Source organism: Thalassolituus oleivorans MIL-1 (genome assembly GCF_000355675.1).
In the GTDB taxonomy this organism is placed as follows: Bacteria; Pseudomonadota; Gammaproteobacteria; order Pseudomonadales; family Oceanobacteraceae; genus Thalassolituus; species Thalassolituus oleivorans.
Window position 1 is genome coordinate 3145253 of record NC_020888.1, and the last position, 22821, is coordinate 3168073.

The window sequence follows — 22821 nt, forward strand, 5'->3', positions numbered from 1 at the left end:
AACTGGTGACAGCCATTATGGCGAGCCGGTGATAACAGCAACATCAAGTATAGAGAACCATTATGCGGGCATTGTGCCACATCGACACTATTCAGGAAGGGGCAAGCAAGGGATTTGAACTCGATGGTGTTCATCTTTTTGTGGTTCGTCATCAAGGACAGGTGTATGCCTATCGTAATCAATGCCCTCACCTTGGCATACAGCTTGAGTGGCAAGACGACCAATTTCTAGATGCCGATGGCTGCTTAATTCAATGCGCGATGCATGGGGCGTTATTTTTGATCGACAACGGCGAGTGCATTTCTGGCCCGTGTACAGGGCAGTCGCTAAAAACGATTAAATGCGAAGTAAAGGCAGGAGAAATCAACATAGAATGGCCACTCGCCACAAACTAGTGGCAAGCAGACTTTCAACTATTCAAACCATCAAAGACATTAGTCTTTTTGCTTCGCTTTGTCTGTGCGCGCCAAGGTGTACAAGTCTTTACGACGGTCGCGCATAGTGTGCACACTGCCATGACTATGCAGTTGCTTTAACAAATCAAGATTCACATCGACTAACAAGGTCATCTCTGAGTTCGGTGTTGCTTCGGCTTTAATTGCGGTTGCAGGGAATTGGAAATCCGAAGGCGTAAATAGCGCTGATTGAGCGTATTGAATATCCATATTATTCACCTTCGCAAGGTTACCTACACCGCCTGCAATCGCAACATAACATTCATTTTCAATCGCACGAGCCATCGCACAATGACGTACGCGAGTGTAACCATTCTGGGTATCTGTTAAGAAAGGAACGAATAAAATATTCATGCCTTGGTCAGCCAACAAGCGAATATACTCAGGAAACTCAACGTCATAACACACCACCACGCCAACCTTGCCGCAATCGGTATCTATCACTTGAATAGAATCACCGCCACGCATAGCCCAGCTGCGATCTTCTGATGGTGTTACATGAATTTTGTCATAACGCTGAAACGTACCATCACGACGGCACAAGAAGCCCGAATTAAATAGCTCCTCGCCTTCTAATAGCGGCATAGAACCTGTGATGATATTAATATTATAGCTAATAGCAAATTCACAGAATTTATCGCGAATTTGATCGGTATATCCGGCCAAAGCACGAATCGCTTCACGTTCGCTCAAGTGATTAAATTCAGCCATAAGCGGCGCATTAAACAATTCAGGAAACAAGACAAAATCACTTTTATAATCGGACACTGCATCGACATAAAATTCGATTTGTTCTATCAATTCCTCAAGCGTCTTCATTGGTCGCATTTTCCATTGCACCAAACCTAAACGAACATCCGATCGTCGAGCATTAATCAATTTCACCGACTTAGTATAAAAGATATTCGACCACTCAATTAAGGTCGCATATTCTTTTGATGCCACATCACCCGACAAATATCCGACCAAGAGTTTTCTAACATGAAAATCATTGGCTAGCTGAAAAGATAGAACGGGATCATATAGCTCTTTCGATTTTACTTTTTCGATGTAAGTTTTTGCACTCATCGACTTAGCATTTTCAGCGTACTTCGGCATACGCCCACCAGCAATAATGGCGCGTAGATTCAAGTTTTCACATAATTCTTTGCGCGCATCATATAGGCGACGCGCCAAACGCAAGCCACGATACTCAGGATGAATAAACACCTCAATACCGTACAAAACATCACCTTCACCATCATGTGTGGTGAAATCGTAGCCTGCTGTGATTTCTTCATAGGTGTGTTCATCACCGAATTTCGCATAATCAATAATCAACGATAAAGCACAGCCCACTACCTTGCCATCAACGCAAACACAAATCTGTCCTTCAGGAAAAACCGTAAATAACCGATGTAAAATTGCAGACGTCCAGACCGATAAAGCACCACCATCATAGACTCGCTCACTCGCACTTTTAAGCTCACTCATATCTTCAAATGTTAAATGACGAATTTCGACGTGATGTGATTCCATAGACACCTCTAGTTAATAACAACGTGGGATAAAAACCCATATTTACACACAAAAACAAGGGCTAATTACTAATAAACTGCCTTATATATAAGCACGAACAGTATAAGATGTGACACTGAAATCCTTCAGTTGTTGATGAATTAGCCATAAACAACCGAAGGAAACTTGCAAAGATGAGAATTAGCGAGTTAACGATTTCGATACATCAAATGATAGCGGGTCTGGCTTCCATAATGGCAAATCAGGGTTGATATCAGCAGAGCCGCTAACTCCAACTTCTACTGGCGCGCTGCCTGTCAATATCTTGTACAAACTCATACCAATTTCAGAGAAGCTGAGTTTGATAGGAATAGTAACCTCTTGTTGCTGACCCTTTTCTAAATTTATCGCATCCAAAGAACCACCGCCAACAGACGTACCAGCCGCGTTAATTTGATACGCTAGCTCATTTAAATTGATACCAAACACATTGGGGTTGGTAACATCCAGTACCACTGCCATTTCGGCACCACGCCAACTTGACGAGCCAAGCTGGGCTGATTTCAGCGAGATTTTTGGGATTTTCGGAATCGGCAAGCTGCCATTAAAGCTCAGTGGGACTTCTTGCTCACCAAGTATCGGCAAAGCAACACTAACGGATCCAGCAAGTGCGTAAGCAAATTCGTTTTCATCTTTTAATCCAGCAACCGCCTCATATAAGTCAACAAAACGTAGGGTTAATGGCAAAGTTGTTTTCGCAGTTCCTTTGGCTGGCAATTCCACTCCGGCATTATCTTTATCAACCGAAGCAATCGATTTCGAATCAACCGCCAAATCCAAATTAAACGCGCCAGTATTAATGGCGAATGGATTAGGGTTTGCAACATCTAAGTCAACAGCCAGTGTAAGGCTATCGAGTGTTACTCCTGTTAACGCAACACCACTCACATTGGCCGTGGGTTTTTGCACATTGGCCATTTGTTTTAACGTACTGCAAGACGCTAAAAAAATAACTGACAATAAAATAAAAGCACGAGAGTAATTCATAAAATTTCTCAAAAATTAAGGGTTAAATTTAAAAGTTCAATATCACTTTAAATAATCGACATCTTAGTTAAATATCGACTGGAATTTCGTTTAACAGGGTCATACCAGCGTGATCAAATTTTACTGAATACGCCAACACCTCAACGCCTTGTTTCACTACTTCCGACAGTGCTTTAGCGTAAGCGGGATCAATATGATCAGCTGCTCGCACACGCTGGATACCTTCATGAGGTACACAAAACAATAACACCGCCCGATGGCCTTCTTGATGCAATACCAATAAACGCTGCAAGTGCTTCAAGCCTCGCGCTGTTACCGCATCAGGAAAGCACCCTAAACCATTATCTTGTTCTAACAAAGTGACACTTTTCACTTCAATGTAGGTTGGAGTTTGCCCCTCAGCAGGCGCAAAGTCCAAGCGAAAATCCAACCGACCATCCTCGACTTTAGGTTCACGCACTACCTGATAATCGCCCGTAAATTGAGGAATAGATCGGGCAAGCAAAGCTTCTTCAACCAAACGATTAGGACGCCCAGTATTAACGCATGCCTTGTATTTTTGGTCGACCTCAACCCACTCCCATGTGAATTGATATTTACGTTTAGGATTGGCGCTATCGGATAGCCACACACGACTATCGGGTTCAGCGCAGCGTTTCATCGATCCCGTATTAGGACAATGCACTGTGATTTCCGATCCATCCGCCAAACGGATATCCGCCAAAAAGCGTTTATAGCGCTTAATTAAACGTCCTTCGATTAGCGGCAACTCATACTGCACGGCGAGTCTCCAGCCAATCCGCTATACGCGCCACCGCTTCCTGCAAACGCTCTAACCGAGTAGTAAACGCAAAACGTACATGAGTCAGCGCCTGATAATCACCAAAATCTACGCCCGGTGTTAAAGCTACACCTGTGTCCTGTAACAACTCAGCACAAAATTCTAAGCTATTCGACGTTAAGGCACTGGCATCGGCATAGATATAAAACGCACCATCGGGTGCAACTGGAATATTAAAACCAAGTTTTGGCAAAGCCTCTAACAAATAGGCACGACGCTGCTCTAGCTCGGCACGACGCTGCTCAAGAATCGCCATTGAATCTGGAGTAAAGGCCGCCAAAGCTGCGTATTGCGCCGGTGTCGGTGGTGCTAAAAATAGGTTTTGCGCCAAGGTATCAAGTGTTGGCACCCAAGCTTCGGGTACCACAGCCCAACCCAAACGCCAGCCGGTCATGCCAAAAAATTTAGAAAAGCTATTCAGTACGATAGCGTCAGGAGCAACGGAAAGAACGGAGTGTGGCGCGCTGGTGTAATTCAAGCCTTGATAAATCTCATCGACCCACAATTCGCCTTCTTGCTCGCGCACGGCGTTGGCCAAATCAGCTAAATCGTCTGGCGATAGTACCGTGCCGGTTGGATTCGCCGGACTCGCTACCAGCGCAGCTTTGGTATTCGGTTGCCAATGTTCACGTACATCTGCACCGGTCAGTTGGTACTTTTGCTCTGGTCCGCAAGGCACTAATTGACCATGAGCTTCAAATACTCTGGCGAAATGACGATTACATGGATAGCCCGGATCAGCCAGCAACAAACCATCATTTGGATTCAAACGCGCTGCCGACAACAATAAAAGTGCCCCCGAGGCCCCCGGTGTTAACACAATGCGACGTGGATCAAGGTTTACCGCAAAGCGCTGCTGGTAATATTCGGCTAGTTTTTCGCGCAAAGACGGTAAGCCAAGTGCTGGGGTATAACCTGTTTTACCCGCACGCATGGCAGTAATCGCGGCTTCGATCATAGGTTCGGGGGTTGGGAAATCGGGTTCGCCAACCTCCAAATGAATCACATCAACGCCGCGAGATTGCATAGTTTGAGCTTCCGCGAGGATCGCCATTACCTGAAATGGTCGAATCTCTTTGCTACGTTGAGCAGAATCTGTCATATAGATGGCCTGAAAAATAATCGACCTATTGTGCCAGATGATAGGCAATATTAACCAATCACAACAAAAGGGTAAGGAAATAGTTGGCGCTTTCATTGTTATCTGATAGTTTGCCCGCCTTATCTTTTTGGGCGCATGACGCGCATTAGCCGACTTACAAGGTGAGGCAGTAATACAATGCCGCAAGATAAAAAAGAATTTGCACTGTCCGACTTCAAGCCATACCAGCTTGCAGAAGGCGAAGAGTACATGAATGACGCTCAGTTAGAGCACTTCAAAAAAATCCTCAGCAACTGGAAACAGGAGCTAATGGAGGAAGTGGATCGCACTAAAGAGCACATGCAAACTGAGGTCAACAACTATGCTGATCCGAACGACCGCGCCAGTCAGGAAGAGGAATTCAGCCTCGAACTGCGTACTCGCGATCGTGAGCGTAAGCTGTTGAAGAAAATCAGCAAGACTATCGATATTATCGATAAGGGCGATTACGGTTACTGCGACGCTTGCGGCGTAGAAATTGGTATTCGTCGTCTTGAAGCTCGTCCTACCGCCGATCTCTGTATCGACTGTAAGACACTGGCTGAAATCAAAGAGCGTCAGCTCGGCGTTTAAGCCCTGCTGATTGCTTGCCAGATAATGACCTTATCTGGCAAGCACCTCTTATCTACCCAGCATACGTCTACGGATACTTCTGTTATGACATCGTCATCCAACAGTAAGACTTATCGTGGCCGATTTGCGCCCTCCCCAACGGGACCACTCCATTTTGGTTCATTATTGGCAGCTGTCGCTAGCTACCTAGATGCACGCGCACACCACGGCACTTGGCTAGTTCGCATCGAAGACCTCGACCCACCCCGAGAAGACCCCACAGCCGCAGACTCAATCTTACATACGTTAGATCATTATGGTTTGCATTGGGACGAAGACATTCGTTATCAAAGCACTCGAAGTGATGCCTATAACGACGCATTGCAACAACTGATTCAGCAACAACTTGCCTTTCCATGCGCCTGTTCGCGCAAGCAGCTTGGTAATCAACTTCACCATGGTATTTGCAGCACGCTACAAACGAGCGATATTGCTTGGCGTTTCCTATGCCCGGCCGGACAGTTGCGCATCAGTGATACTCTGCAAGCCACTCAAACCTACGAGCTGGCAGCCGATATCGGCGATTTCGTTATTCGCCGGCGCGATGGCTTATGGTCATATCAGTTAGCGGTGGCAGTGGATGATGCCGATCAAGGTATTACTCATGTGGTACGCGGAATCGATCTTATCGACTCCACGGCTCGACAAGTACTTCTACAACAGGCGTTAGGTTATTCATCACCGATATACAGCCACATACCGGTAGCCAATGAGGCGAACGGGCAAAAACTCAGTAAACAAAATCTCGCCCTGTCACTCTCAACCGAAAAAGCCGCAGACACGCTTTGGCTTGCACTCGCGTGGCTTAAACAATCTCCTCCGGCAGAATTACGTGGTGTAAACGTTACCGACTTACTTACTTGGGCAATCGCTAACTGGCAAGCCGAGGTATTGATAGGGCTAACGTCAATGCCTGCTCCCGGTGACTTTCAACGTCAACTTTGACTGTCATTGGCAAAACGAAGGCGTTAAGACTATTGATATGACTTCGGCTAGCCTGTGATAGTCTTAGCACTTTCATTTTTACGTGACATCTATGTACGATTATCGCCTTGGCTTATTGCTGCTCGTCGGTATCTACCTGTTCTCGCCCATCATGATGGATTGGTGGCTGAATGATAACGGGGCTTGGTATCGACCATTTGCGATCTGGTTAATTCTGATCGCTTTTTACATTTGGATTAACTACAAGCAGCGACACCACGACGATGACGTTTAGCCTTGGCCAACTGGCCTTTATTATTCTTGGATATCTAGGCTCTTTATTTCTCGCAGCCTACGCAATGGAACGCGGTTGGTTACCCCGCTCTTGGGTTCGCCATCCGGTGGTATACATTTTCTCGCTCGGAGTTTACGCCAGTGCGTGGGCCTTTTACGGCTCCGTCGGTTTAGCGCATCAGTATGGTTATGGTTTCTTAGCCTACTACTTGGGTATTTCCGGCGCCTTCGTCATGTCGCCAATTCTGTTGCGGCCCATTCTGCAAATCACTCGAATTTATCAGCTCAGCTCGCTCGCCGATTTATTAGCATTCCGCTATCGCAGTCCTGGCGCGGGTATTATGGTGTCGCTGTTCATGTTGGCCGTGGTCATTCCTATGCTAACTCTGCAGATCACCGCGATTGCCGATACTTTGTATTTGCTAAACCACGACTGGCCAGTTTCAACACTCGCGTTTGCTTACTGCTTAGTCATGATCCTGTTCGCTATTTTGTTTGGTGCTCGCCATGTATCGCCGCGCGAAAAACATGAAGGCCTAGTCTTCGCGATTGCGTTTGAATCCCTGCTAAAGATGATCGCTATCCTCATCTTGGGCGGCGTCGTGTTATTTGGCGTCTTTCCTGAAGTCGGCGGGTTGCAACAATGGCTCGTCGACAACCAAGATCGCCTCGCTCACCAACAAGTCACCTTGCAAGACGGCCCTTGGCGCACGCTGTTATTAGTCTTTTTTGCCGCCGCTATCGTCATGCCACACATGTTCCATATGGCCTTTACTGAAAACATGAACTCGCGCGCTCTGCGCCCGGCTAGCTGGGGCTTTCCACTATTTCTATTGATCATGAGTTTGTCAGTGCCACCCATTTTATGGGCAGGTATCTATCTAAATGTCGACACGCCACCCGAATACTTCGCATTGGGCATAGGATTAAAACTCGAATCCCCCTTCCTCACCATTGTGACCTTTATGGGAGGACTCGCAGCAGCATCTGGCATTGTGATTGTTACCACGCTATCAACCGCTGCCATGTTCTTGAACCATTTGGTATTGCCATTCCATAAGCCAAGCCCGCGCCACGACTTCTATCGTTGGCTACTGTGGATGCGCCGCTTATTAATCGCTGCGATTTTGCTGCTGGCCTACGGCTTCTATCGCTTGGTGGGGGCTGATCTTGAACTTACCCAACTGGGGATTTTAGCGTTTGTTGCCGCCTCTCAGTTTTTGCCCGCAATACTTGGATTACTGTACTGGCCACAATCAAATCGAAAAGGCTTTTTGTTTGGTCTAGGCAGTGGCATCGCAACCTGGATCTATGCCATGTTGTTACCATTTTGCGAACTGGCATTAGGCTGGAACATTCCCATACCGTTACCTCCTATCAATGAAAGTAACTGGCATTTAGCGGCAATAGGAGCACTGGGCGTCAATGCCACACTGTTCGTTATGGTGAGCATGCTCACCAAACGCAAAGCATCCGAAATATCTGCCGCTGAAGCGTGCTCAATTGATACGGTATCGAGGCCTACGCGTAGACCGTTAATCGCAACCAACTCCAACGACGTGATCAACTCACTCAGTAAACCTTTAGGTCGTTACGTTGCCGAGCGTGAAGTGTACCAAGCACTTACCGACTTAACTTTGCCATCCTTTGAAGATCGCCCTTATGCGTTGCGACGCTTGCGCGTACGCCTTGAAGCCAACTTATCTGGGTTAATGGGGCCAACGGTTGCCCATGATATCGTCAGCCGTTACCTTCCATTCCAAGAAGATGGTGAACTTAGCGAAGATATCTACCAAATTGAACAGCGCCTAGAAGGCTTTCACGATCGCCTTAGCGGTATCGCGAGCGAGCTGGATAACCTGCGACGTTATCATCGCCAAACCTTAGAACGCCTGCCTATGGGGGTTTGCTCACTTGCAGGCGATGGTGAAGTATTAATGTGGAACCAAGCGATGACCGAACTCACTGGTATTGTCGCCGTCGATGTTACTGGCTCCCATCTAAACCGTTTGCCCAATCCTTGGGGCGCACTGCTTACCAATTTCGTCAGCAGTGATTCCATGCATGAACACAAACATAGAGTGGATACCGGCGCGCGTCCTAATTGGTACAGTTTGCACAAAGCTATGATAGAACCCAGCGGTGGGCAGCCAGGGGGAATTGTAGTGTTAGTTGAAGATCAAACAGAAACTCAACTGTTAGAAGAAGAGCTTATTCACAGCGAACGTCTAGCATCCATTGGCCGCCTAGCAGCCGGTGTTGCGCATGAAATTGGTAACCCAATCACAGGGATAGACTGCCTAGCTCAAGGCATGCGCTATGAGACCGACAATCCAGAGCTACTACAGATGGCCGATCAAATTCAAGAGCAAACGCGGCGCGTAACGCGCATTGTGCAGTCTCTTATGAATTTCGCGCACGCAGGTCATCACAGCACAGAGCACGAAATTGTCGATCTATCTCATTGTGTGGACGAAGCCATGCAACTGCTACGCTTAAGCAAACGCAGCCAAGACATCCGCTTTGTAAACGACAGCCCGCCACACCTGAATGTATTAGGTGATGCTCAGCGCTTGGTGCAGGTTTTTGTTAATTTGCTCGGCAACGCCCGCGACGCGAGTGAATCAGGAACCACCGTTTGGGTACAGGCACGAGTTGATGAGCATCAAGTGAGTATACTTGTGATCGACGAAGGTCACGGTATTCCGGCCGATACCCTAGATCGAATTTTTGAACCCTTCTTCACCACCAAAGAAGTTGGCAAAGGTACGGGCCTAGGTCTCGCCTTGGTGTACAGCATTGTTGAAGAGCATTACGGCCACATTAGCATTGAAAGTCCAGTAACCGATGGACGCGGAACCTGTGTTAAAGTCAGCCTACCGCGATATTTGCAAACAGATGAAATGGAACAAACTGAATGAGTCATATCCTAGTTGTTGAAGACGAAACTATCATTCGCCAAGCCGTCCGCCGCCTATTGCAGCGTCACGACTATGAAGTGACGGATGTGGATTCGCTGGATGCAGCACGCGAGCAAGACTTCAGTCAGTTCGATCTCATTATTAGTGATCTGCGCCTACCCGGGGGCAACGGTACAGAGCTTATTGAATTGGCCGGTAAGACTCCCGTTCTCATCATGACCAGCTACGCAAGTCTCCGCTCTGCTGTCGATGCCATGAAAATGGGCGCTGTCGATTATATTGCCAAACCGTTTGATCACGACGAAATGCTACGTTCAGTTAAGCATATTCTGAGCGAGTCCAAACTCAGCCAACCGGAACAAGGCAGTGCCAAAGGCACAACTGCGAGCAGTGGCGAAACACCGGCATCAGGCATTATTGGTAGCTGCGAGCCTATGCTACTGCTGTTCAAAAAGATCAGTAAAGTAGCACCCACCGATGCCACCGTGTTGATTCAAGGTGAATCCGGTACAGGTAAAGAGTTAGTCGCCAAGGCGTTACATATGCAAAGCCGTCGAGTTAATGCGCCTATGATTTCGGTTAACTGCGCCGCAATTCCCGAAACATTGATCGAATCAGAACTATTCGGCCACGAAAAAGGCGCCTTCACCGGTGCAACCGCACTGCGCCAAGGCCTTGTTGAAGCCGCAGACGGCGGCACACTATTTTTAGATGAGATCGGCGAGCTACCACTTGAAGCGCAAGCGCGTTTATTACGAGTTTTACAAGAAGGTGAAATTCGCCGCGTTGGTTCTGTACAAAGTCGCAAGGTCGATGTGCGTCTGATCGCTGCGACCCACCGCAATTTGAAAGAGCTCGCCAGTGTAGGCGAGTTCCGTGAAGACTTATATTACCGTCTTAATGTTGTTGAACTGCATCTACCACCGTTACGTAACCGCGGCGACGACGTGCTGGAGCTAGCCGAAGCCCTGTTAGTACGCTGCTACGAACGCATGAACCACGCTCCTATGCACTTTACCGATGAAGCGCTAATGGCCATCGCCGAATACAATTGGCCCGGTAACGTCCGTGAGTTAGAAAATGCTGTTGAGCGGGCTGTTATTCTTGCCGATGATGAGGCCATTGGGCCAGAACAACTTGGTATTGAGTTATCGAGTTCTCCAGACCGCTACCTCAGCGAAAGCATGCGCCAAGGCTTGTTAGAAAACGTACCGTATTCAGAACCTAACGACTCGCAATCGGCACAGGGTGATCTATCATTAGATGACTACTTCATGCACTTCGTTCTAGAAAACGAAGCCACCATGACTGAAACCGAATTAGCGCGCAAACTTGGCATTTCACGCAAGAGTCTTTGGGAACGTCGCCAACGCTTAGGCATCCCACGCAAGAAAAGTAACAAATAATGTAGTTGGGGTGTTACACCCCAATAAACAAGTCATATAGCGCCACCATGCGTAACAAACCCAGTAACACTTTAGTCTAATACGCTGTTACTTTTCGCATACAATCCCACGAAAAACCCTAACCCACTGATTTATAACAGCTTTTCATTTTTTGACAAAAGTTGGCACAACTATCGCTTTATATAAATCAAACAAATAAAAATGCTCACCAAGATAACAATAAGAAAGAGCGAAGCTGCGGCCCAACAATAAAAATAATCGGGCCTCAGCGATATAGAACAAAAACAAATGAATTTTTATAAGCCGATGCGCTGCCTGCCCCTAACAGGACTGCCCATCGGCTTTTATGTTTCTAGACCTTCCCCTCGATCAACCATTTTCTTACTAAACGTACACCCGTTAGATCAAAACTGTACCTGCTGGCGTATCACAACCACAACGGTTACAGAGTGTTACCTAAAGGCATAAACTGTTACCTACTGGCTCACTCTACGTAACACTTTAGTCGAAGTGTCTATTATCATAGACAGGTGTAATTTCGTAAATCATTGATTTATAAGAACTTTAAATAATTGGCACGATGCCTGCTATATATTATTCAGATAGCCGCATCCCACCATAAAAATAACAAAGGGAGTGGCTAACAAAGGAAAGCACACTAATAAAAATAACAAAGTGCGTTCCAGGTTGTGGACTCAATACTAATTATAAAAAAGAGCCACTAACGACTGATTGTTTTGAATGAGCAGCCCGGAGCTGACAATAATAATAACAAACAGCCCGAGTAAGGCTGCCTATTCAAAACAGCGGTGCTAAGACCCAAGTAGCACAAACAATAATAATAAAAAAAGATGTAGCCCCCCGAAATAAAGCCGCGCAAGCGGCTTTTTTATTGCCTATCGGTCATCTACAACAGTCACACTCTGTTTGTCCGTCTTAAAAACAAAAAGTTTCATACTGATCTCTTCGGTAAGTCACACATTCTTCTCTTCTCAGTGACATCCACCCAATTTGGCCTCATTGGTCTTTACTGAAAAGCGCATTCTGCCCAAGCGGGTTACATAGTGTTACCTGGGACTACGTTTCTGTTACCCACACGTTACGAAAAGCGTTATCTTTTGTAACACTTTTACGTAACTGTCTATCTTCAAGAACTGTATAGATCTGCCAAGTTATTGATTTTACTGTAATTTTAAAAACTGGCACGACGAATGCTATATCTAATATAAGAGCACAGTAACCCACTCATAAAAATAACAAAGGGTACTGAGCCAACGAAGGAAGGCGCACTAATAACAATAATAAAGCGCTGTAGGATTGTGACCCGACAATAAAAATAATATGGGTCACAGACGACTGTTTTGAATGTGCAGCTGGAGCTGTCGAAAATAATAACAAGAAGAGGCAGTGGACTGCCTATTCAAAACAGAGCGTTACCGTTAGTTGCTAGGCCAATAATAATAACAATGCTAGCCCTCAAGAAGCCGCCACAAGCGGCTTTTTGTTTATTTGGCGATCAGTAACCGGTACACTCGCGAGCTAAATTGATACAGAGACACCTATCTCAAGTGACCTTGATTAACCGAGTTAAACGCCTATTTGGCACCAAAAAACGCGACGACGAAACCTTAAAAGTCGTACCACGCGATGAGCACAGCATCAGCCGTAGCAGCATTAGCGAAGCCGCACTCAAAGTTTTGTACCGTCTAAATAAGGCCGGTTACGAGGCCTATCTGGTAGGCGGCGGCGTGCGCGACACCCTTCTGGGCCTATCACCAAAAGATTTCGACGTCGCAACCAACGCAACCCCAGAACAAGTTAACCAGCTATTTCGCAATTCGCGCCTGATCGGTCGCCGTTTTAAACTTGTGCACGTGGTTTTTGGCCGTGAAGTCATTGAAGTTGCGACCTTCCGCGCGCCACCAACAGAAGAGCATCCGAATAAAATGGCCGCGACAGGCGACCAAGGCATGATTCTTCGTGATAACGTTTACGGTAATAAAGATGAAGACGCGGTACGCCGTGATTTCACCATCAACGCTCTTTACTACAATGTGGCCGATTTCAGCGTTCATTCTTATGCTGGCGGCTGGGAAGATCTGCAAGAGCGTCGTATTCGCTTAATCGGTGATCCTGAAACACGCTATCGCGAAGATCCGGTGCGTATGCTGCGCGCCATTCGCTTCGCGGCGAAGTTGAATTTTAATATTGACCCTGAAGCCGCCGCACCAATTCCAGCGATGGCTCCTTTGCTAACTCAAATACCCGCGGCACGCTTATTTGAAGAAGTACTCAAACTTATTTTGCACGGCAATGCACTTGATACCCTGCGTTTGCTACGCGAGTACAAGTTATTCGAGCCACTATTCCCTGGCACAGAACAAAGCATCAAGGCAGACCCACAAGTACTCGCCTTGATTGAGAACACCATGGCCAATACCGATAAACGCATTCAAGCGGGTAAGTCGGTAACACCTTACTTCTTTTTGGCGGCGTTACTGTGGCCACAAGTAGCTCGTATGCAACGCGAGTTTCAGGATTCTGGCTTGGCACCGCATCCAGCTATGCAAAAAGCAGCAGATCGCGCGTTAGCTCAGCAATTGAAAGCCACCTCAATTCCTAAGCGTTTCTCTATCCCTATGCGTGAAATTTGGGAACTGCAGTTACGCTTACCAAAAGTAAATAGCCGTCGTACCAGCGAACTGCTCACTCATCCGCGTTTCCGTGCCGCGTACGACTTCGTTTTACTGCGTGAGCAATCCGGTGAAGACTTAGACGGCATTGGCGAATACTGGACAAAGCGTCAAGAAGTTGAACCCGCAGTACCGCGCGCTGACACCAATGATTACAGCAGTCGTCCCGATGGTAAAAAACGCCGTCGTCGTGGCCCACGCAAGCCTCGCTCCTCTGCGGAGTAACGTTATGGCTAGCTGTTATATCGGCTTAGGGGCAAATCTCAATGCCCCTGATGCGCAAATCACGCTCGCCCTGCAAGCACTGCACAAGTTGCCAAAAACACGATTAATTGCGGTTTCATCACTATACGGCAGCAAGCCTCTTGGTCCGCAAGATCAGCCCGATTACCTCAATGCCGTTGCCCATATCGACACCGAGTTAACCCCGCTTGAATTACTGGATGCGCTGCAACAGCAAGAACGCGATCAAGGGCGAGAAAAATTACGTCATTGGGGCGAACGCTGTATCGACCTCGATATTCTGCTCTACGATGATCTGCAATTGCACAGTGAACGTCTAAATATTCCGCACCTAGAGCTAGCCAAACGGAGCTTCGTCGTCGTTCCTTTAGCTGAGTTAGCTCCAGAGCTACGACTGCCCAGTGGTCAACTCATCACAGAAATAACGCCCGAATTTAACGGTGAGTTGCAGAAACTGCACTGTCCCGTTATTGACTTATAACCCACAATCCGCACCATACGCTCAATACTCTACTAGGCCTGCAATCGTCGCAGACTGTAACCGGAGAAGTACAATGAGTTCGATCAGTATCCGCTCACTGCAAACCATGAAAGAGCAGCAGCAAAAATTTGCAGTGCTCACTGCCTACGATGCCACCTTTGCCCAACTAGCGGCCGATGCCGGTGTTGAAGTGTTATTGGTGGGCGATTCATTGGGAATGGTATTACAAGGTCGTGACAGCACTCTGCCAGTATCCGTTACCGATATGGCGTATCACACAGCTTGCGTTGCTCGTGGCAACGCCAAAGCGACACGCCCCGCTCTCATCATGACTGACCTGCCATTCATGAGCTATGGCACTTTAGAACAAGGCTTGGCCAGTGCGCGCGAGGTGATGCAAGCGGGCGCTCATATGGTGAAAGTAGAAGGCGACGACTGGCTTGTTCCTTTAGTTGAAACTCTCGCTCGCCAAGGCGTACCAGTATGCGCGCACTTGGGGTTAACGCCGCAATCTGTCAATAAATTTGGCGGCTATCGCGTACAAGGTCGAGACGAAGCAAAAGCCACGGCTATGATCGAACACGCGGTGGCTTTAGCGAATGCCGGAGCCGATCTGATCTTATTAGAATGTGTTCCTAGCGAATTGGCTGCACGCATTACCGCCGCGGTAACCGTTCCAGTCATCGGCATTGGTGCTGGTAGCGATACCGACGCACAAGTATTGGTAATGCATGACATGCTTGGCCTAAATACCGGCCATACCCCTAAGTTTGTGAAAAACTTTATGATCGACGGCCGTAATGTGCAAGACGCCTTTAAAGCCTACGCAGAGGCCGTTCGTGCTGGCGAATTCCCAGCACCCGAGCACGGATTCAGCGCATGATTACGGTTCATACTGTTGCCGAACTGCGAGAACACGTCGCTAACGCCCGTCGCAGTGGCCAACGCGTTGGTTTTGTTCCAACCATGGGCAACTTGCACGCTGGCCACATTAGCTTGATTGATCGCGCACGCAGCGAATGCGAGTTTGTGGTGGCCAGCATCTTCGTCAATCCGTTGCAATTTAACGACAAAAGCGATCTACAGCGTTACCCACGAACTCTGCCCGATGACCAGCAAAAACTGGCGCAAGCGCAATGTAATTTGCTATTTGCTCCGAATGTTGAAGAAATGTACCCGAACGGTCAGGAATCTCAGAGCATTGTCCACGTTCCCGTGGTATCAGAGGGGTTGTGTGGTGGTAGTCGCCCAGGACACTTTGATGGTGTTTCGACCGTTGTTACCAAGTTGTTCAATCAGGTGTTAGCGGATAAGGCCTTTTTTGGAGAAAAAGATTTCCAACAAGTAGCCGTCATTCGCAAGATGGTTAACGACCTATGTATGCCAATAGAAGTCGTCACTGTACCGACTGCTCGAGCAGAAGATGGCTTAGCACTTAGCTCTCGTAATGGCTATCTGAGCACCGAAGAACGTGCATTAGCCACTGGGTTATATCAAACCCTCAATGACGTGATAGCGGCTCTAAATGCAGGGGCAGCGCTGAATTCCACCCTAAACAAGGCCGAGCAAGACCTAGAAAAACGCGGTTTCAAACCTGACTATATCGAAGTCCGCCGTAGTAAGGATCTAGCACCCGCGACAACAGGCGACGATGAGATCGTTGTCTTAGGTGCGGCGTTTTTGGGTTCTGCACGACTTATTGATAATATTGCCGTGACGTTGAATCGTAAGATTGATTAAGGCATACTTGCGCGCCTTGCGCCAAACGGCCAAGAAATGAACAATTCCGGCATTTGAAAACAAATGTTCAGATGTCGAATATGTGAACTGTGACGAAAGGGTTTATCATGCAAACCACCATGCTAAAAGCCAAACTTCATCAAGCCCGTGTGACTCACTCGGTGCTGAACTACGAAGGCTCTTGCGCCATTGACGGCAAACTGCTGGATCTCGCGGGCATGCGTGAGTTTGAACAGATCCAGATTTATAACATTGATAACGGCCAACGTTTCACTACGTACATTATTCGTGGCGAAGACGGTTCTGGCATGATCTCTGTTAATGGAGCCGCTGCTCGTTTAGCTGGCGTGGGCGATCGTATTATCATTTGTACATACGGCACCTACGACGAAAAAGAGCTAGTCAACTTCAAGCCTAAGATGGTGTACATGAATGCCGATAACACGGTAAGTCATACCAGCTTCGACATTCCAGTGCAGGTTGCTTAAGTCCTAACGGACGTAAGGTCTAAACCCCTTGGTTTAGCTCAAAGCGCCAAACTGAACAGAAACGCCGCTCAATGAGCGGCGTTTTTTTGCCCCGCTATCGCCCCCACCGTATACTCTCTACAATTCTAGTTCTCTTTACCCGTTACAAAACCTAAGGGATACCCATGGCATTTACCGGAAGCCTAACCCAATCCGACGTCTGGAAAGCATTGCAAGCACACCATCAAAGCATTGAACACGAGCATATGCGTGACATGTTTGCTGCAAATCCAAGTCGTTTTGAACAATTCCATATTGATGCGGCCGGTCTAAGCCTCGATTACTCGAAAAATCGCATCAACGACGACACCATGAAGTTACTCTTCAAGTTGGCGCGTCAGCAAAATTTAACGACTCACATAGCCGCCATGTTCAGTGGTGAAAAAGTGAATGGCAGCGAAGGTCGACCAGCCTTGCATACGGCGTTACGTAACTTCGGTGATCGCGACATTATGGTCGATGGCGAAAATATCATGCCGGAAGTCCGCGATACCGTGCGCCGCATGGAAGAATTCTGCTGGAAGATCCGCCGCAACCAATGGCGTGGCTATAGCAACAAGACCTTTACCGATGTTGTCTCTATTGGTATCGGTGGTTCTTTCCTTGGCCCTAAACTCGCTTCGAGTGCGCTCAAACCCTACTGGGATAGCCGTTTAAGCATTCATTACTTGGCCAACATCGACGGCTCTCATATCACTGAGATCCTCAAGCGTTTAGATCCTGCAACGACCCTGTTTATCATTCAGTCGAAATCGTTCACGACCCAAGAAACGCTGAAAAATGCCAATGCCTGCCGCCAATGGTTCCTTGATAACGGTGGTGAAGAGCATGATCTCGCCAAACACTTCACGGCCGTGTCGTCCAATATCGAGAAAGCCACCGCGTTTGGTATCGCCGAAGAAAATATCTTTCCGATGTGGGACTGGGTTGGCGGACGCTACTCATTGTGGTCAGCCATTGGTTTACCACTGGCATTGGCGATTGGCATCGATAACTTCCGCGAACTGCTTCGTGGTGCCTATGCCATGGATGAGCATTTCCGCACCGCACCACTAGAACACAACATGCCTGTGATCATGGCCTTACTTGGCATTTGGTACGTCAACTTCTTTGGAGTGAACTCGCACGCCATTCTGCCGTATGACCATTATTTGCGCAGCCTCCCTGCGCACTTACAGCAAGTGGACATGGAAAGTAACGGCAAAAGTGTAACCACCGACGGCAACAAGGTGGATTATCAAACCGGCCCTGTTATTTGGGGTGGTGTCGGCACTAACGGCCAACACGCATTCCACCAGTTGTTACATCAGGGAACACATTTCTCGCCGTGTGATTTCATCATGCCGATGTGCTCGCACAACCCAATTGATAACTTCCATGCAATGTTGGTATCCAATTGCCTGTCGCAGAGCCAAGCACTACTGCAAGGCAAATCGGAAGACGAAGCCGTGGCAGAATTGGTGGCCGCAGGCATGAATCAAGCCGAAGCAATTGTACTGGCACCGCAAAAAGTCATTCCAGGGAACCGCCCATCGAACACTCTCTACTTCCCGAAATCCTCTCCACAGATCATCGGCGCACTGATTGCACTGTATGAACACAAAGTGGCAGCACAGGGCATGATTTGGGGGATTAACTCGTTTGATCAGTGGGGGGTTGAACTGGGTAAGCAGCTGGGTAACAAGGTACTGACCGCTTTAGAATCGTCTGCGATACCTGAAGGCTTTGATGGCTCCACTAATGGATTAATCCGCGCCTTCCAGCAAATGCAAAATTATTTATAAGCTCTGTATCTAGGCAAATGCGCACCGATACTGCCTCTAGCGGTGTCGGTGAAGGCAATTAGCCGGTAAAATAGCCGCCTTTCTCAGCTGGGCGGAAACTTTTATGACTACCTATTCCTCTTCTTTTCATGCCGTTGAATGGCGTAACCAAGCGTTACACCTACTCGACCAGCGTGTATTGCCGCATCAGCATCTAATCCATGAATACACCACGGCAACAGACGTAGCCGATGCTATTCGCGATATGGTGGTGCGTGGCGCACCCGCCATTGGTATTGCTGCGGCCTATGGTTACGCCCTCGATGCGCTTGCTGGCCGCGACTTAGAAGCCGCCTATCGAGTGTTAGCTGAATCTCGCCCCACCGCCGTTAACTTATTCTGGGCGTTAGAGCGCATGGCTAGCCTTGGCACCAGCGATGCTCACACCTTAGTGGCCGAAGCGAAAAAAATTCACGATGAAGACATCTCCGCCAACCTAGCCATGGGCGAGTATGGCGCATCGTTATTAAGCGACGGCAGTCGCGTATATACTCACTGCAATACCGGCGCACTAGCAACCGGTGGCCACGGTACCGCGCTCGGTATTATTCGTACCGCCATGAGCGACGGTAAAATCGAACAAGTTTACGCTGGTGAAACTCGCCCTTGGCTGCAAGGCGCACGCCTAACCGCATGGGAACTGATGCAAGATAACATCCCAGTAAAACTGGTATGCGATGGCGCTGCCGCACAGCTATTTCGCCAAGGCAAAGTCGATTGGGTAATCGTCGGTGCCGATCGAATTACTGCCAACGGCGACGTAGCCAACAAAATTGGCACCTACAGCTTGGCTGTATTAGCCAAACATCATGGTATGAAAGTGATGGTAGCAGCGCCACTAAGCACCTTTGATATGACGCTGACCAGCGGTAATGACATCCCGATTGAACAGCGCAGTACCAGCGAAGTTACTAGCCTGAATGGCCAAGCCATAGCACCCACAGGTTGTGACGCCATCAACCCAGCCTTCGACGTTACACCGGCCGAACTGATCGACGCTATCGCCACCGAAAAAGGCCTGATCATGAAGCCAAGCCTAGAAACTGTCGCTTTGCTGGTGAATTCATAAAGAGAACGTGCATGTTTGATAACGCTATTTTTGCTACCGCCGCCGATGATCTATGCCGCTTTGGCCGCATCTTGTATGGCCGTGGCTGGTCGCCGGCCACCAGTTCAAACTACTCGATTCGCATCGACGCCAATCACTGTGCTCTAACCAGCTCAGGCAAACACAAAGGCGAATTAACCCCAGCCGATATTCTGGTGGTTAACATGGCAGGGGAAGCACAAACCGACGGCAAACCCTCTGCCGAGACGCTATTGCACACTCAGCTATATCAGCGTGATGCCAGCATAGGCGCGGTATTGCATACGCACTCCCCTGTGGGCGTGGTACTGTCGCAAATTTGGCCCGACGACGTATTAACCCTGCAAGGCTGGGAGCTGCAAAAAGCCTTTGCCGGAGAAACTACGCACGAAGATACTGTGCATTTTCCGATTTTCGCCAATGATCAAAACATCACCCGTCTTGCCGCAAACGTTGAACAACACATGCAAAACGCCGGACAAGGCCACGCCTATTTAATTCGCGGCCACGGCGTATACACCTGGGGCAAAGACATTCACGAATGCTTCCGTCACCTTGAAGCACTCGAAAACCTACTGGGCTACCAGTTGGAATTATTAAAATTACGCAACCTCTGAGGCCGCTATGAGCATCCTGCGCGTTTACACCGATATGGACGTTACCAACTTGCTGTTTACTACCGACAGCAAAGAAAAAATCGCCAAGCACTTAGCCGACGCCGGAGTTCGCTACGAACAATGGAGCACTGATGCAGACCTGCAACCAGGTGCTAGCCACGAAGACGTGATTGCCGCTTATCAGGCCGATATTGATCGCTTAATAGAAGAGGACGGCTACCAAACCGTGGACGTGGTTAGCTTAAACAGCGACCATCCGCAGAAAAAAGAATTCCGCGAAAAATTCCTCAGCGAACACACACACAGCGAAGATGAAGTACGTTTTTTTGTTGCCGGACAAGGGCTATTCACCCTACACATCGGTAATAAAGTATATGAAGTTCTGTGTACTCAAGGTGATCTAATCAGCGTACCGGCCAACACCACTCATTGGTTCGACATGGGACCAAATCCAGGCTTTATTGCTATTCGCCTATTTAATAACCCCGACGGTTGGGTAGCGAACTTTACCGGCAGCGACATCGCACAACGTTTTAACCGCTTGGAAAACTAATTATGACCGATGCATTGGGCACCCCAGTAACATTGATATTAACGGATATTGAAGGCACCACCTCCTCCATCCGTTTTGTCCACGACGTATTATTCCCCTACGCGACTAAACATCTAGCTGAGTTTATTCGCGCGAATAAAAACACCGCCGACGTACAAGCCCAACTGCAAGCAACCGCAGACTTAAGCGCAGAAGATGGCGATGCCGTAGCCGCCAATGATATCGACGGCCTTATTGCTCGCCTACTGCACTGGATAGATACCGATCGCAAAGCCACCCCATTAAAAGCCCTACAAGGTTTGATATGGGAAGCCGGCTACCGTAACGGCGACTACCAAGCACACATGTACCCAGACGCCACCGCCTGCCTAAAACAATGGCATGACCAAGGCCTGCCCTTGTATGTGTATTCGTCGGGATCAATCTACGCACAAAAGCTATTTTTTGGTTTTAGCCAAGATGGTGACCTACTGCCATTATTTAGCGGCCACTTCGATACTCTCGTTGGCGGAAAACGCGAAGCGCAATCGTATTTAAATATCTTGGCCGACCTGCAAAAACAACACAACATCAGCGCTGCCAATGTACTGTTTTTATCAGACATAAAAGAAGAATTAGATGCGGCCAAAGAAGTAGGCATGCAGACGATGTGGTTAGTGCGCGAAGGCGATATACCTATGGATGCAGAACATACAGTGGTAAAGAGTTTTGCAGAGATTTCGATTTAACATTCGAAGTCATTGTAGGAGCGACTCAACGAACGTATTTTGTTCGTAGTCGCGACCAGCACCGATACGTCGTAAATCGGCACTGCTCGCTTCGCTCTCTGAGTACCTCCTACAATGAATTGAGATCTATTAAAGATCTCAATTCAACGTGCGCACCCTGTAGGAGCGACTCAACGAACGCTTTTTGTTCGTAGTCGCGACCAATTTGTAAGAGCGAAACTTTTTCGCGACAAGCACCAAGAATATAATCAACTTCGTAAATCGGCACTGCTCGCTTCGCTCCCTGAGTACCTCCTACACCAGCATTAAAAGAACGCCTATTCTTCAACCTCTGCGCTTTTGTTTTTAAAAAGAATTAAACATCGCTCTCGTCGATCAGCTCTACGCAGACACTCTGATAGGTCGGACTGACCGGTGGGCCAAATTGATTATAAATAGCGACATCGGCGGCATCGCGGCCATAGCCGATAGCGACATAACCACCTTTAAGTTCAGCCTGGGTTGCATCAAAGGTATACCAGCGTCCGCCGACATAGGCTTCGAACCAAGCGTGGAAGGTCATTGGTTCTAGGCCATATAAATAACCTTCGACCAATCTCGCGGGAATACTTAGGCTACGACATAGGGCTATGCCAAGGTGCGATAAATCGCGGCAAACTCCCCACTGCCGGACATTGACTTCGGCGGCGGATACCAATTCATCACTACCACTCGGTTCAAATCGAATGGTGTCGCGCAGCCAAGTCTCTATGGCTTTTACTTGGTCGTAACCTAAGCTTTGGCCTGCTGTAATTTCTGCCGCCATGTCACCAAAACGATCCGATTCACAATAACGGCTGGGTAATAAATAACTGAGTACAGCTTCGGGGAGATTTTCGATATCGACAAATGGTGCGCCCGACTGCTGATCAACTTGATCAGCAATCATGACAGTTACTGAGGTCTGAATCGCAAAGGGGCCGACAGGCGCAATAAGCCGCTGACATAGATTGCCATAACTATCGGTAAATTCGAAAACAGGCACCATGGGTTTGATGCTGTATTTCTCGCTAGCAATCCATTGCTGCGCACCACTACGAAGTCGAAGCATCAAAATAAAAGGCGTCGGGATAGTGATATCGAACGTCATATCACAACTAATACGTAACCACATGCCGTAGATCCTTCAATAGAAGGCAGGGAGAAGATCCC

The 22821-nt window shown here is 48.0% G+C and carries 21 protein-coding genes; 16 read left to right on the forward strand and 5 right to left on the reverse strand.

The genetic code is table 11. The features are described 5' to 3' along the window. Positions 1-62 precede the first annotated feature (62 nt). Positions 63-395, forward strand: coding sequence for a Rieske (2Fe-2S) protein (locus TOL_RS14435; protein ID WP_015488097.1), 333 nt, complete (start codon positions 63-65; stop codon positions 393-395). 39 nt (positions 396-434) lie between these two features. On the opposite strand, the gene TOL_RS14440 is transcribed toward TOL_RS14435, so the two are convergent. The 4 genes from TOL_RS14440 to TOL_RS14455 form a co-directional block, all read right to left on the reverse strand. Next, the gene (locus TOL_RS14440) at positions 435-1973 is read right to left on the reverse strand and encodes a bifunctional GNAT family N-acetyltransferase/carbon-nitrogen hydrolase family protein (protein WP_015488098.1); all 1539 of its coding nucleotides are present in this window, start codon (positions 1971-1973) and stop codon (positions 435-437) included. Between the two features lie 180 nt (positions 1974-2153). Further along, positions 2154-2999: an LEA/WHy family protein gene (locus tag TOL_RS14445; RefSeq protein ID WP_015488099.1), complete on the reverse strand. Its 846-nt coding sequence runs from the start codon at positions 2997-2999 to the stop codon at positions 2154-2156. A gap of 67 nt (positions 3000-3066) precedes the next feature. After that, the gene (sfsA, locus tag TOL_RS14450; protein WP_015488100.1) at positions 3067-3780 is read right to left on the reverse strand and encodes a DNA/RNA nuclease SfsA; all 714 of its coding nucleotides are present in this window, start codon (positions 3778-3780) and stop codon (positions 3067-3069) included. After that, on the reverse strand, positions 3770-4942 hold the full coding sequence (locus tag TOL_RS14455) for a pyridoxal phosphate-dependent aminotransferase (protein WP_015488101.1): 1173 nt from the start codon (positions 4940-4942) through the stop codon (positions 3770-3772). Before TOL_RS14455 ends, sfsA begins: the two co-directional genes overlap by 11 nt. A 177-nt stretch (positions 4943-5119) precedes the next feature. On the opposite strand from TOL_RS14455, the gene dksA reads away from it, so the two are divergent. The 15 genes from dksA to mtnC all read left to right on the forward strand — a co-directional run bounded on the left by dksA (position 5120) and on the right by mtnC (position 21630). Then, positions 5120-5554, forward strand: coding sequence for an RNA polymerase-binding protein DksA (gene dksA / locus TOL_RS14460; protein WP_015488102.1), 435 nt, complete (start codon positions 5120-5122; stop codon positions 5552-5554). Positions 5555-5638: 84 nt separating this feature from the next. Further along, complete coding sequence (gene gluQRS, locus TOL_RS14465) at positions 5639-6538, forward strand: tRNA glutamyl-Q(34) synthetase GluQRS (RefSeq protein ID WP_015488103.1); 900 nt, start codon at positions 5639-5641, stop codon at positions 6536-6538. 91 nt (positions 6539-6629) lie between these two features. Further along, positions 6630-6812 (forward strand): hypothetical protein, encoded by a 183-nt coding sequence (locus TOL_RS14470; protein ID WP_015488104.1) that lies wholly within the window; start codon positions 6630-6632, stop codon positions 6810-6812. Further along, the gene (locus TOL_RS14475) at positions 6802-9732 is read left to right on the forward strand and encodes a sensor histidine kinase (protein WP_015488105.1); all 2931 of its coding nucleotides are present in this window, start codon (positions 6802-6804) and stop codon (positions 9730-9732) included. Before TOL_RS14470 ends, TOL_RS14475 begins: the two co-directional genes overlap by 11 nt. Next, entirely contained in the window at positions 9729-11138 is a 1410-nt protein-coding gene (locus tag TOL_RS14480; protein ID WP_015488106.1) for a sigma-54-dependent transcriptional regulator, read from the forward strand. Before TOL_RS14475 ends, TOL_RS14480 begins: the two co-directional genes overlap by 4 nt. A 1568-nt stretch (positions 11139-12706) precedes the next feature. After that, positions 12707-14056 carry a polynucleotide adenylyltransferase PcnB gene (gene pcnB, locus TOL_RS14485; protein WP_015488107.1) on the forward strand — a complete coding sequence of 450 codons (1350 nt, stop codon included), beginning with the start codon at positions 12707-12709 and terminating at the stop codon, positions 14054-14056. Between the two features lie 4 nt (positions 14057-14060). Beyond that, positions 14061-14555, forward strand: a complete 495-nt coding sequence (gene folK / locus TOL_RS14490) for a 2-amino-4-hydroxy-6-hydroxymethyldihydropteridine diphosphokinase (RefSeq protein ID WP_015488108.1) — start codon at positions 14061-14063, stop codon at positions 14553-14555. Between the two features lie 73 nt (positions 14556-14628). Further along, positions 14629-15438 carry a 3-methyl-2-oxobutanoate hydroxymethyltransferase gene (panB, locus tag TOL_RS14495; protein WP_015488109.1) on the forward strand — a complete coding sequence of 270 codons (810 nt, stop codon included), beginning with the start codon at positions 14629-14631 and terminating at the stop codon, positions 15436-15438. After that, on the forward strand, positions 15435-16295 hold the full coding sequence (gene panC / locus TOL_RS14500) for a pantoate--beta-alanine ligase (protein ID WP_015488110.1): 861 nt from the start codon (positions 15435-15437) through the stop codon (positions 16293-16295). Before panB ends, panC begins: the two co-directional genes overlap by 4 nt. A 107-nt stretch (positions 16296-16402) precedes the next feature. After that, positions 16403-16783, forward strand: coding sequence for an aspartate 1-decarboxylase (gene panD / locus TOL_RS14505; protein ID WP_015488111.1), 381 nt, complete (start codon positions 16403-16405; stop codon positions 16781-16783). Between the two features lie 164 nt (positions 16784-16947). Continuing rightward, complete coding sequence (gene pgi, locus TOL_RS14510) at positions 16948-18606, forward strand: glucose-6-phosphate isomerase (protein WP_015488112.1); 1659 nt, start codon at positions 16948-16950, stop codon at positions 18604-18606. A 103-nt stretch (positions 18607-18709) separates the two neighbouring features. Continuing rightward, entirely contained in the window at positions 18710-19714 is a 1005-nt protein-coding gene (gene mtnA / locus TOL_RS14515; protein ID WP_015488113.1) for an S-methyl-5-thioribose-1-phosphate isomerase, read from the forward strand. Between the two features lie 11 nt (positions 19715-19725). Then, positions 19726-20349: a methylthioribulose 1-phosphate dehydratase gene (locus tag TOL_RS14520; RefSeq protein ID WP_015488114.1), complete on the forward strand. Its 624-nt coding sequence runs from the start codon at positions 19726-19728 to the stop codon at positions 20347-20349. A gap of 7 nt (positions 20350-20356) precedes the next feature. Next, the gene (locus tag TOL_RS14525) at positions 20357-20902 is read left to right on the forward strand and encodes a 1,2-dihydroxy-3-keto-5-methylthiopentene dioxygenase (RefSeq protein ID WP_015488115.1); all 546 of its coding nucleotides are present in this window, start codon (positions 20357-20359) and stop codon (positions 20900-20902) included. A gap of 2 nt (positions 20903-20904) precedes the next feature. Beyond that, entirely contained in the window at positions 20905-21630 is a 726-nt protein-coding gene (gene mtnC / locus TOL_RS14530) for an acireductone synthase (RefSeq protein ID WP_015488116.1), read from the forward strand. Between the two features lie 355 nt (positions 21631-21985). Here mtnC and TOL_RS14535 read toward each other — a convergent pair whose 3' ends face one another. Continuing rightward, a complete protein-coding gene (locus TOL_RS14535) occupies positions 21986-22783 on the reverse strand; it encodes a transglutaminase-like domain-containing protein (protein ID WP_015488118.1) in 798 nt (265 codons plus the stop codon). Between the last annotated feature and the right edge of the window lie 38 nt (positions 22784-22821).

What these genes read in the sequence shown, in the direction of transcription:
- TOL_RS14435 (WP_015488097.1), top strand. Translation starts at nt 63, where the DNA reads ATGCGGGCATTGTGCCACATCGACACTATTCAGGAAGGGGCAAGCAAG.
- TOL_RS14440 (WP_015488098.1), bottom strand. Translation starts at nt 1,973, where the DNA reads ATGGAATCACATCACGTCGAAATTCGTCATTTAACATTTGAAGATATG.
- TOL_RS14445 (WP_015488099.1), bottom strand. Translation starts at nt 2,999, where the DNA reads ATGAATTACTCTCGTGCTTTTATTTTATTGTCAGTTATTTTTTTAGCG.
- TOL_RS14455 (WP_015488101.1), bottom strand. Translation starts at nt 4,942, where the DNA reads ATGACAGATTCTGCTCAACGTAGCAAAGAGATTCGACCATTTCAGGTA.
- dksA (WP_015488102.1), top strand. Translation starts at nt 5,120, where the DNA reads ATGCCGCAAGATAAAAAAGAATTTGCACTGTCCGACTTCAAGCCATAC.
- gluQRS (WP_015488103.1), top strand. Translation starts at nt 5,639, where the DNA reads ATGACATCGTCATCCAACAGTAAGACTTATCGTGGCCGATTTGCGCCC.
- TOL_RS14470 (WP_015488104.1), top strand. Translation starts at nt 6,630, where the DNA reads ATGTACGATTATCGCCTTGGCTTATTGCTGCTCGTCGGTATCTACCTG.
- TOL_RS14475 (WP_015488105.1), top strand. Translation starts at nt 6,802, where the DNA reads ATGACGTTTAGCCTTGGCCAACTGGCCTTTATTATTCTTGGATATCTA.
- TOL_RS14480 (WP_015488106.1), top strand. Translation starts at nt 9,729, where the DNA reads ATGAGTCATATCCTAGTTGTTGAAGACGAAACTATCATTCGCCAAGCC.
- folK (WP_015488108.1), top strand. Translation starts at nt 14,061, where the DNA reads ATGGCTAGCTGTTATATCGGCTTAGGGGCAAATCTCAATGCCCCTGAT.
- panB (WP_015488109.1), top strand. Translation starts at nt 14,629, where the DNA reads ATGAGTTCGATCAGTATCCGCTCACTGCAAACCATGAAAGAGCAGCAG.
- panC (WP_015488110.1), top strand. Translation starts at nt 15,435, where the DNA reads ATGATTACGGTTCATACTGTTGCCGAACTGCGAGAACACGTCGCTAAC.
- panD (WP_015488111.1), top strand. Translation starts at nt 16,403, where the DNA reads ATGCAAACCACCATGCTAAAAGCCAAACTTCATCAAGCCCGTGTGACT.
- pgi (WP_015488112.1), top strand. Translation starts at nt 16,948, where the DNA reads ATGGCATTTACCGGAAGCCTAACCCAATCCGACGTCTGGAAAGCATTG.
- mtnA (WP_015488113.1), top strand. Translation starts at nt 18,710, where the DNA reads ATGACTACCTATTCCTCTTCTTTTCATGCCGTTGAATGGCGTAACCAA.
- TOL_RS14520 (WP_015488114.1), top strand. Translation starts at nt 19,726, where the DNA reads ATGTTTGATAACGCTATTTTTGCTACCGCCGCCGATGATCTATGCCGC.
- TOL_RS14525 (WP_015488115.1), top strand. Translation starts at nt 20,357, where the DNA reads ATGAGCATCCTGCGCGTTTACACCGATATGGACGTTACCAACTTGCTG.
- mtnC (WP_015488116.1), top strand. Translation starts at nt 20,905, where the DNA reads ATGACCGATGCATTGGGCACCCCAGTAACATTGATATTAACGGATATT.
- TOL_RS14535 (WP_015488118.1), bottom strand. Translation starts at nt 22,783, where the DNA reads ATGTGGTTACGTATTAGTTGTGATATGACGTTCGATATCACTATCCCG.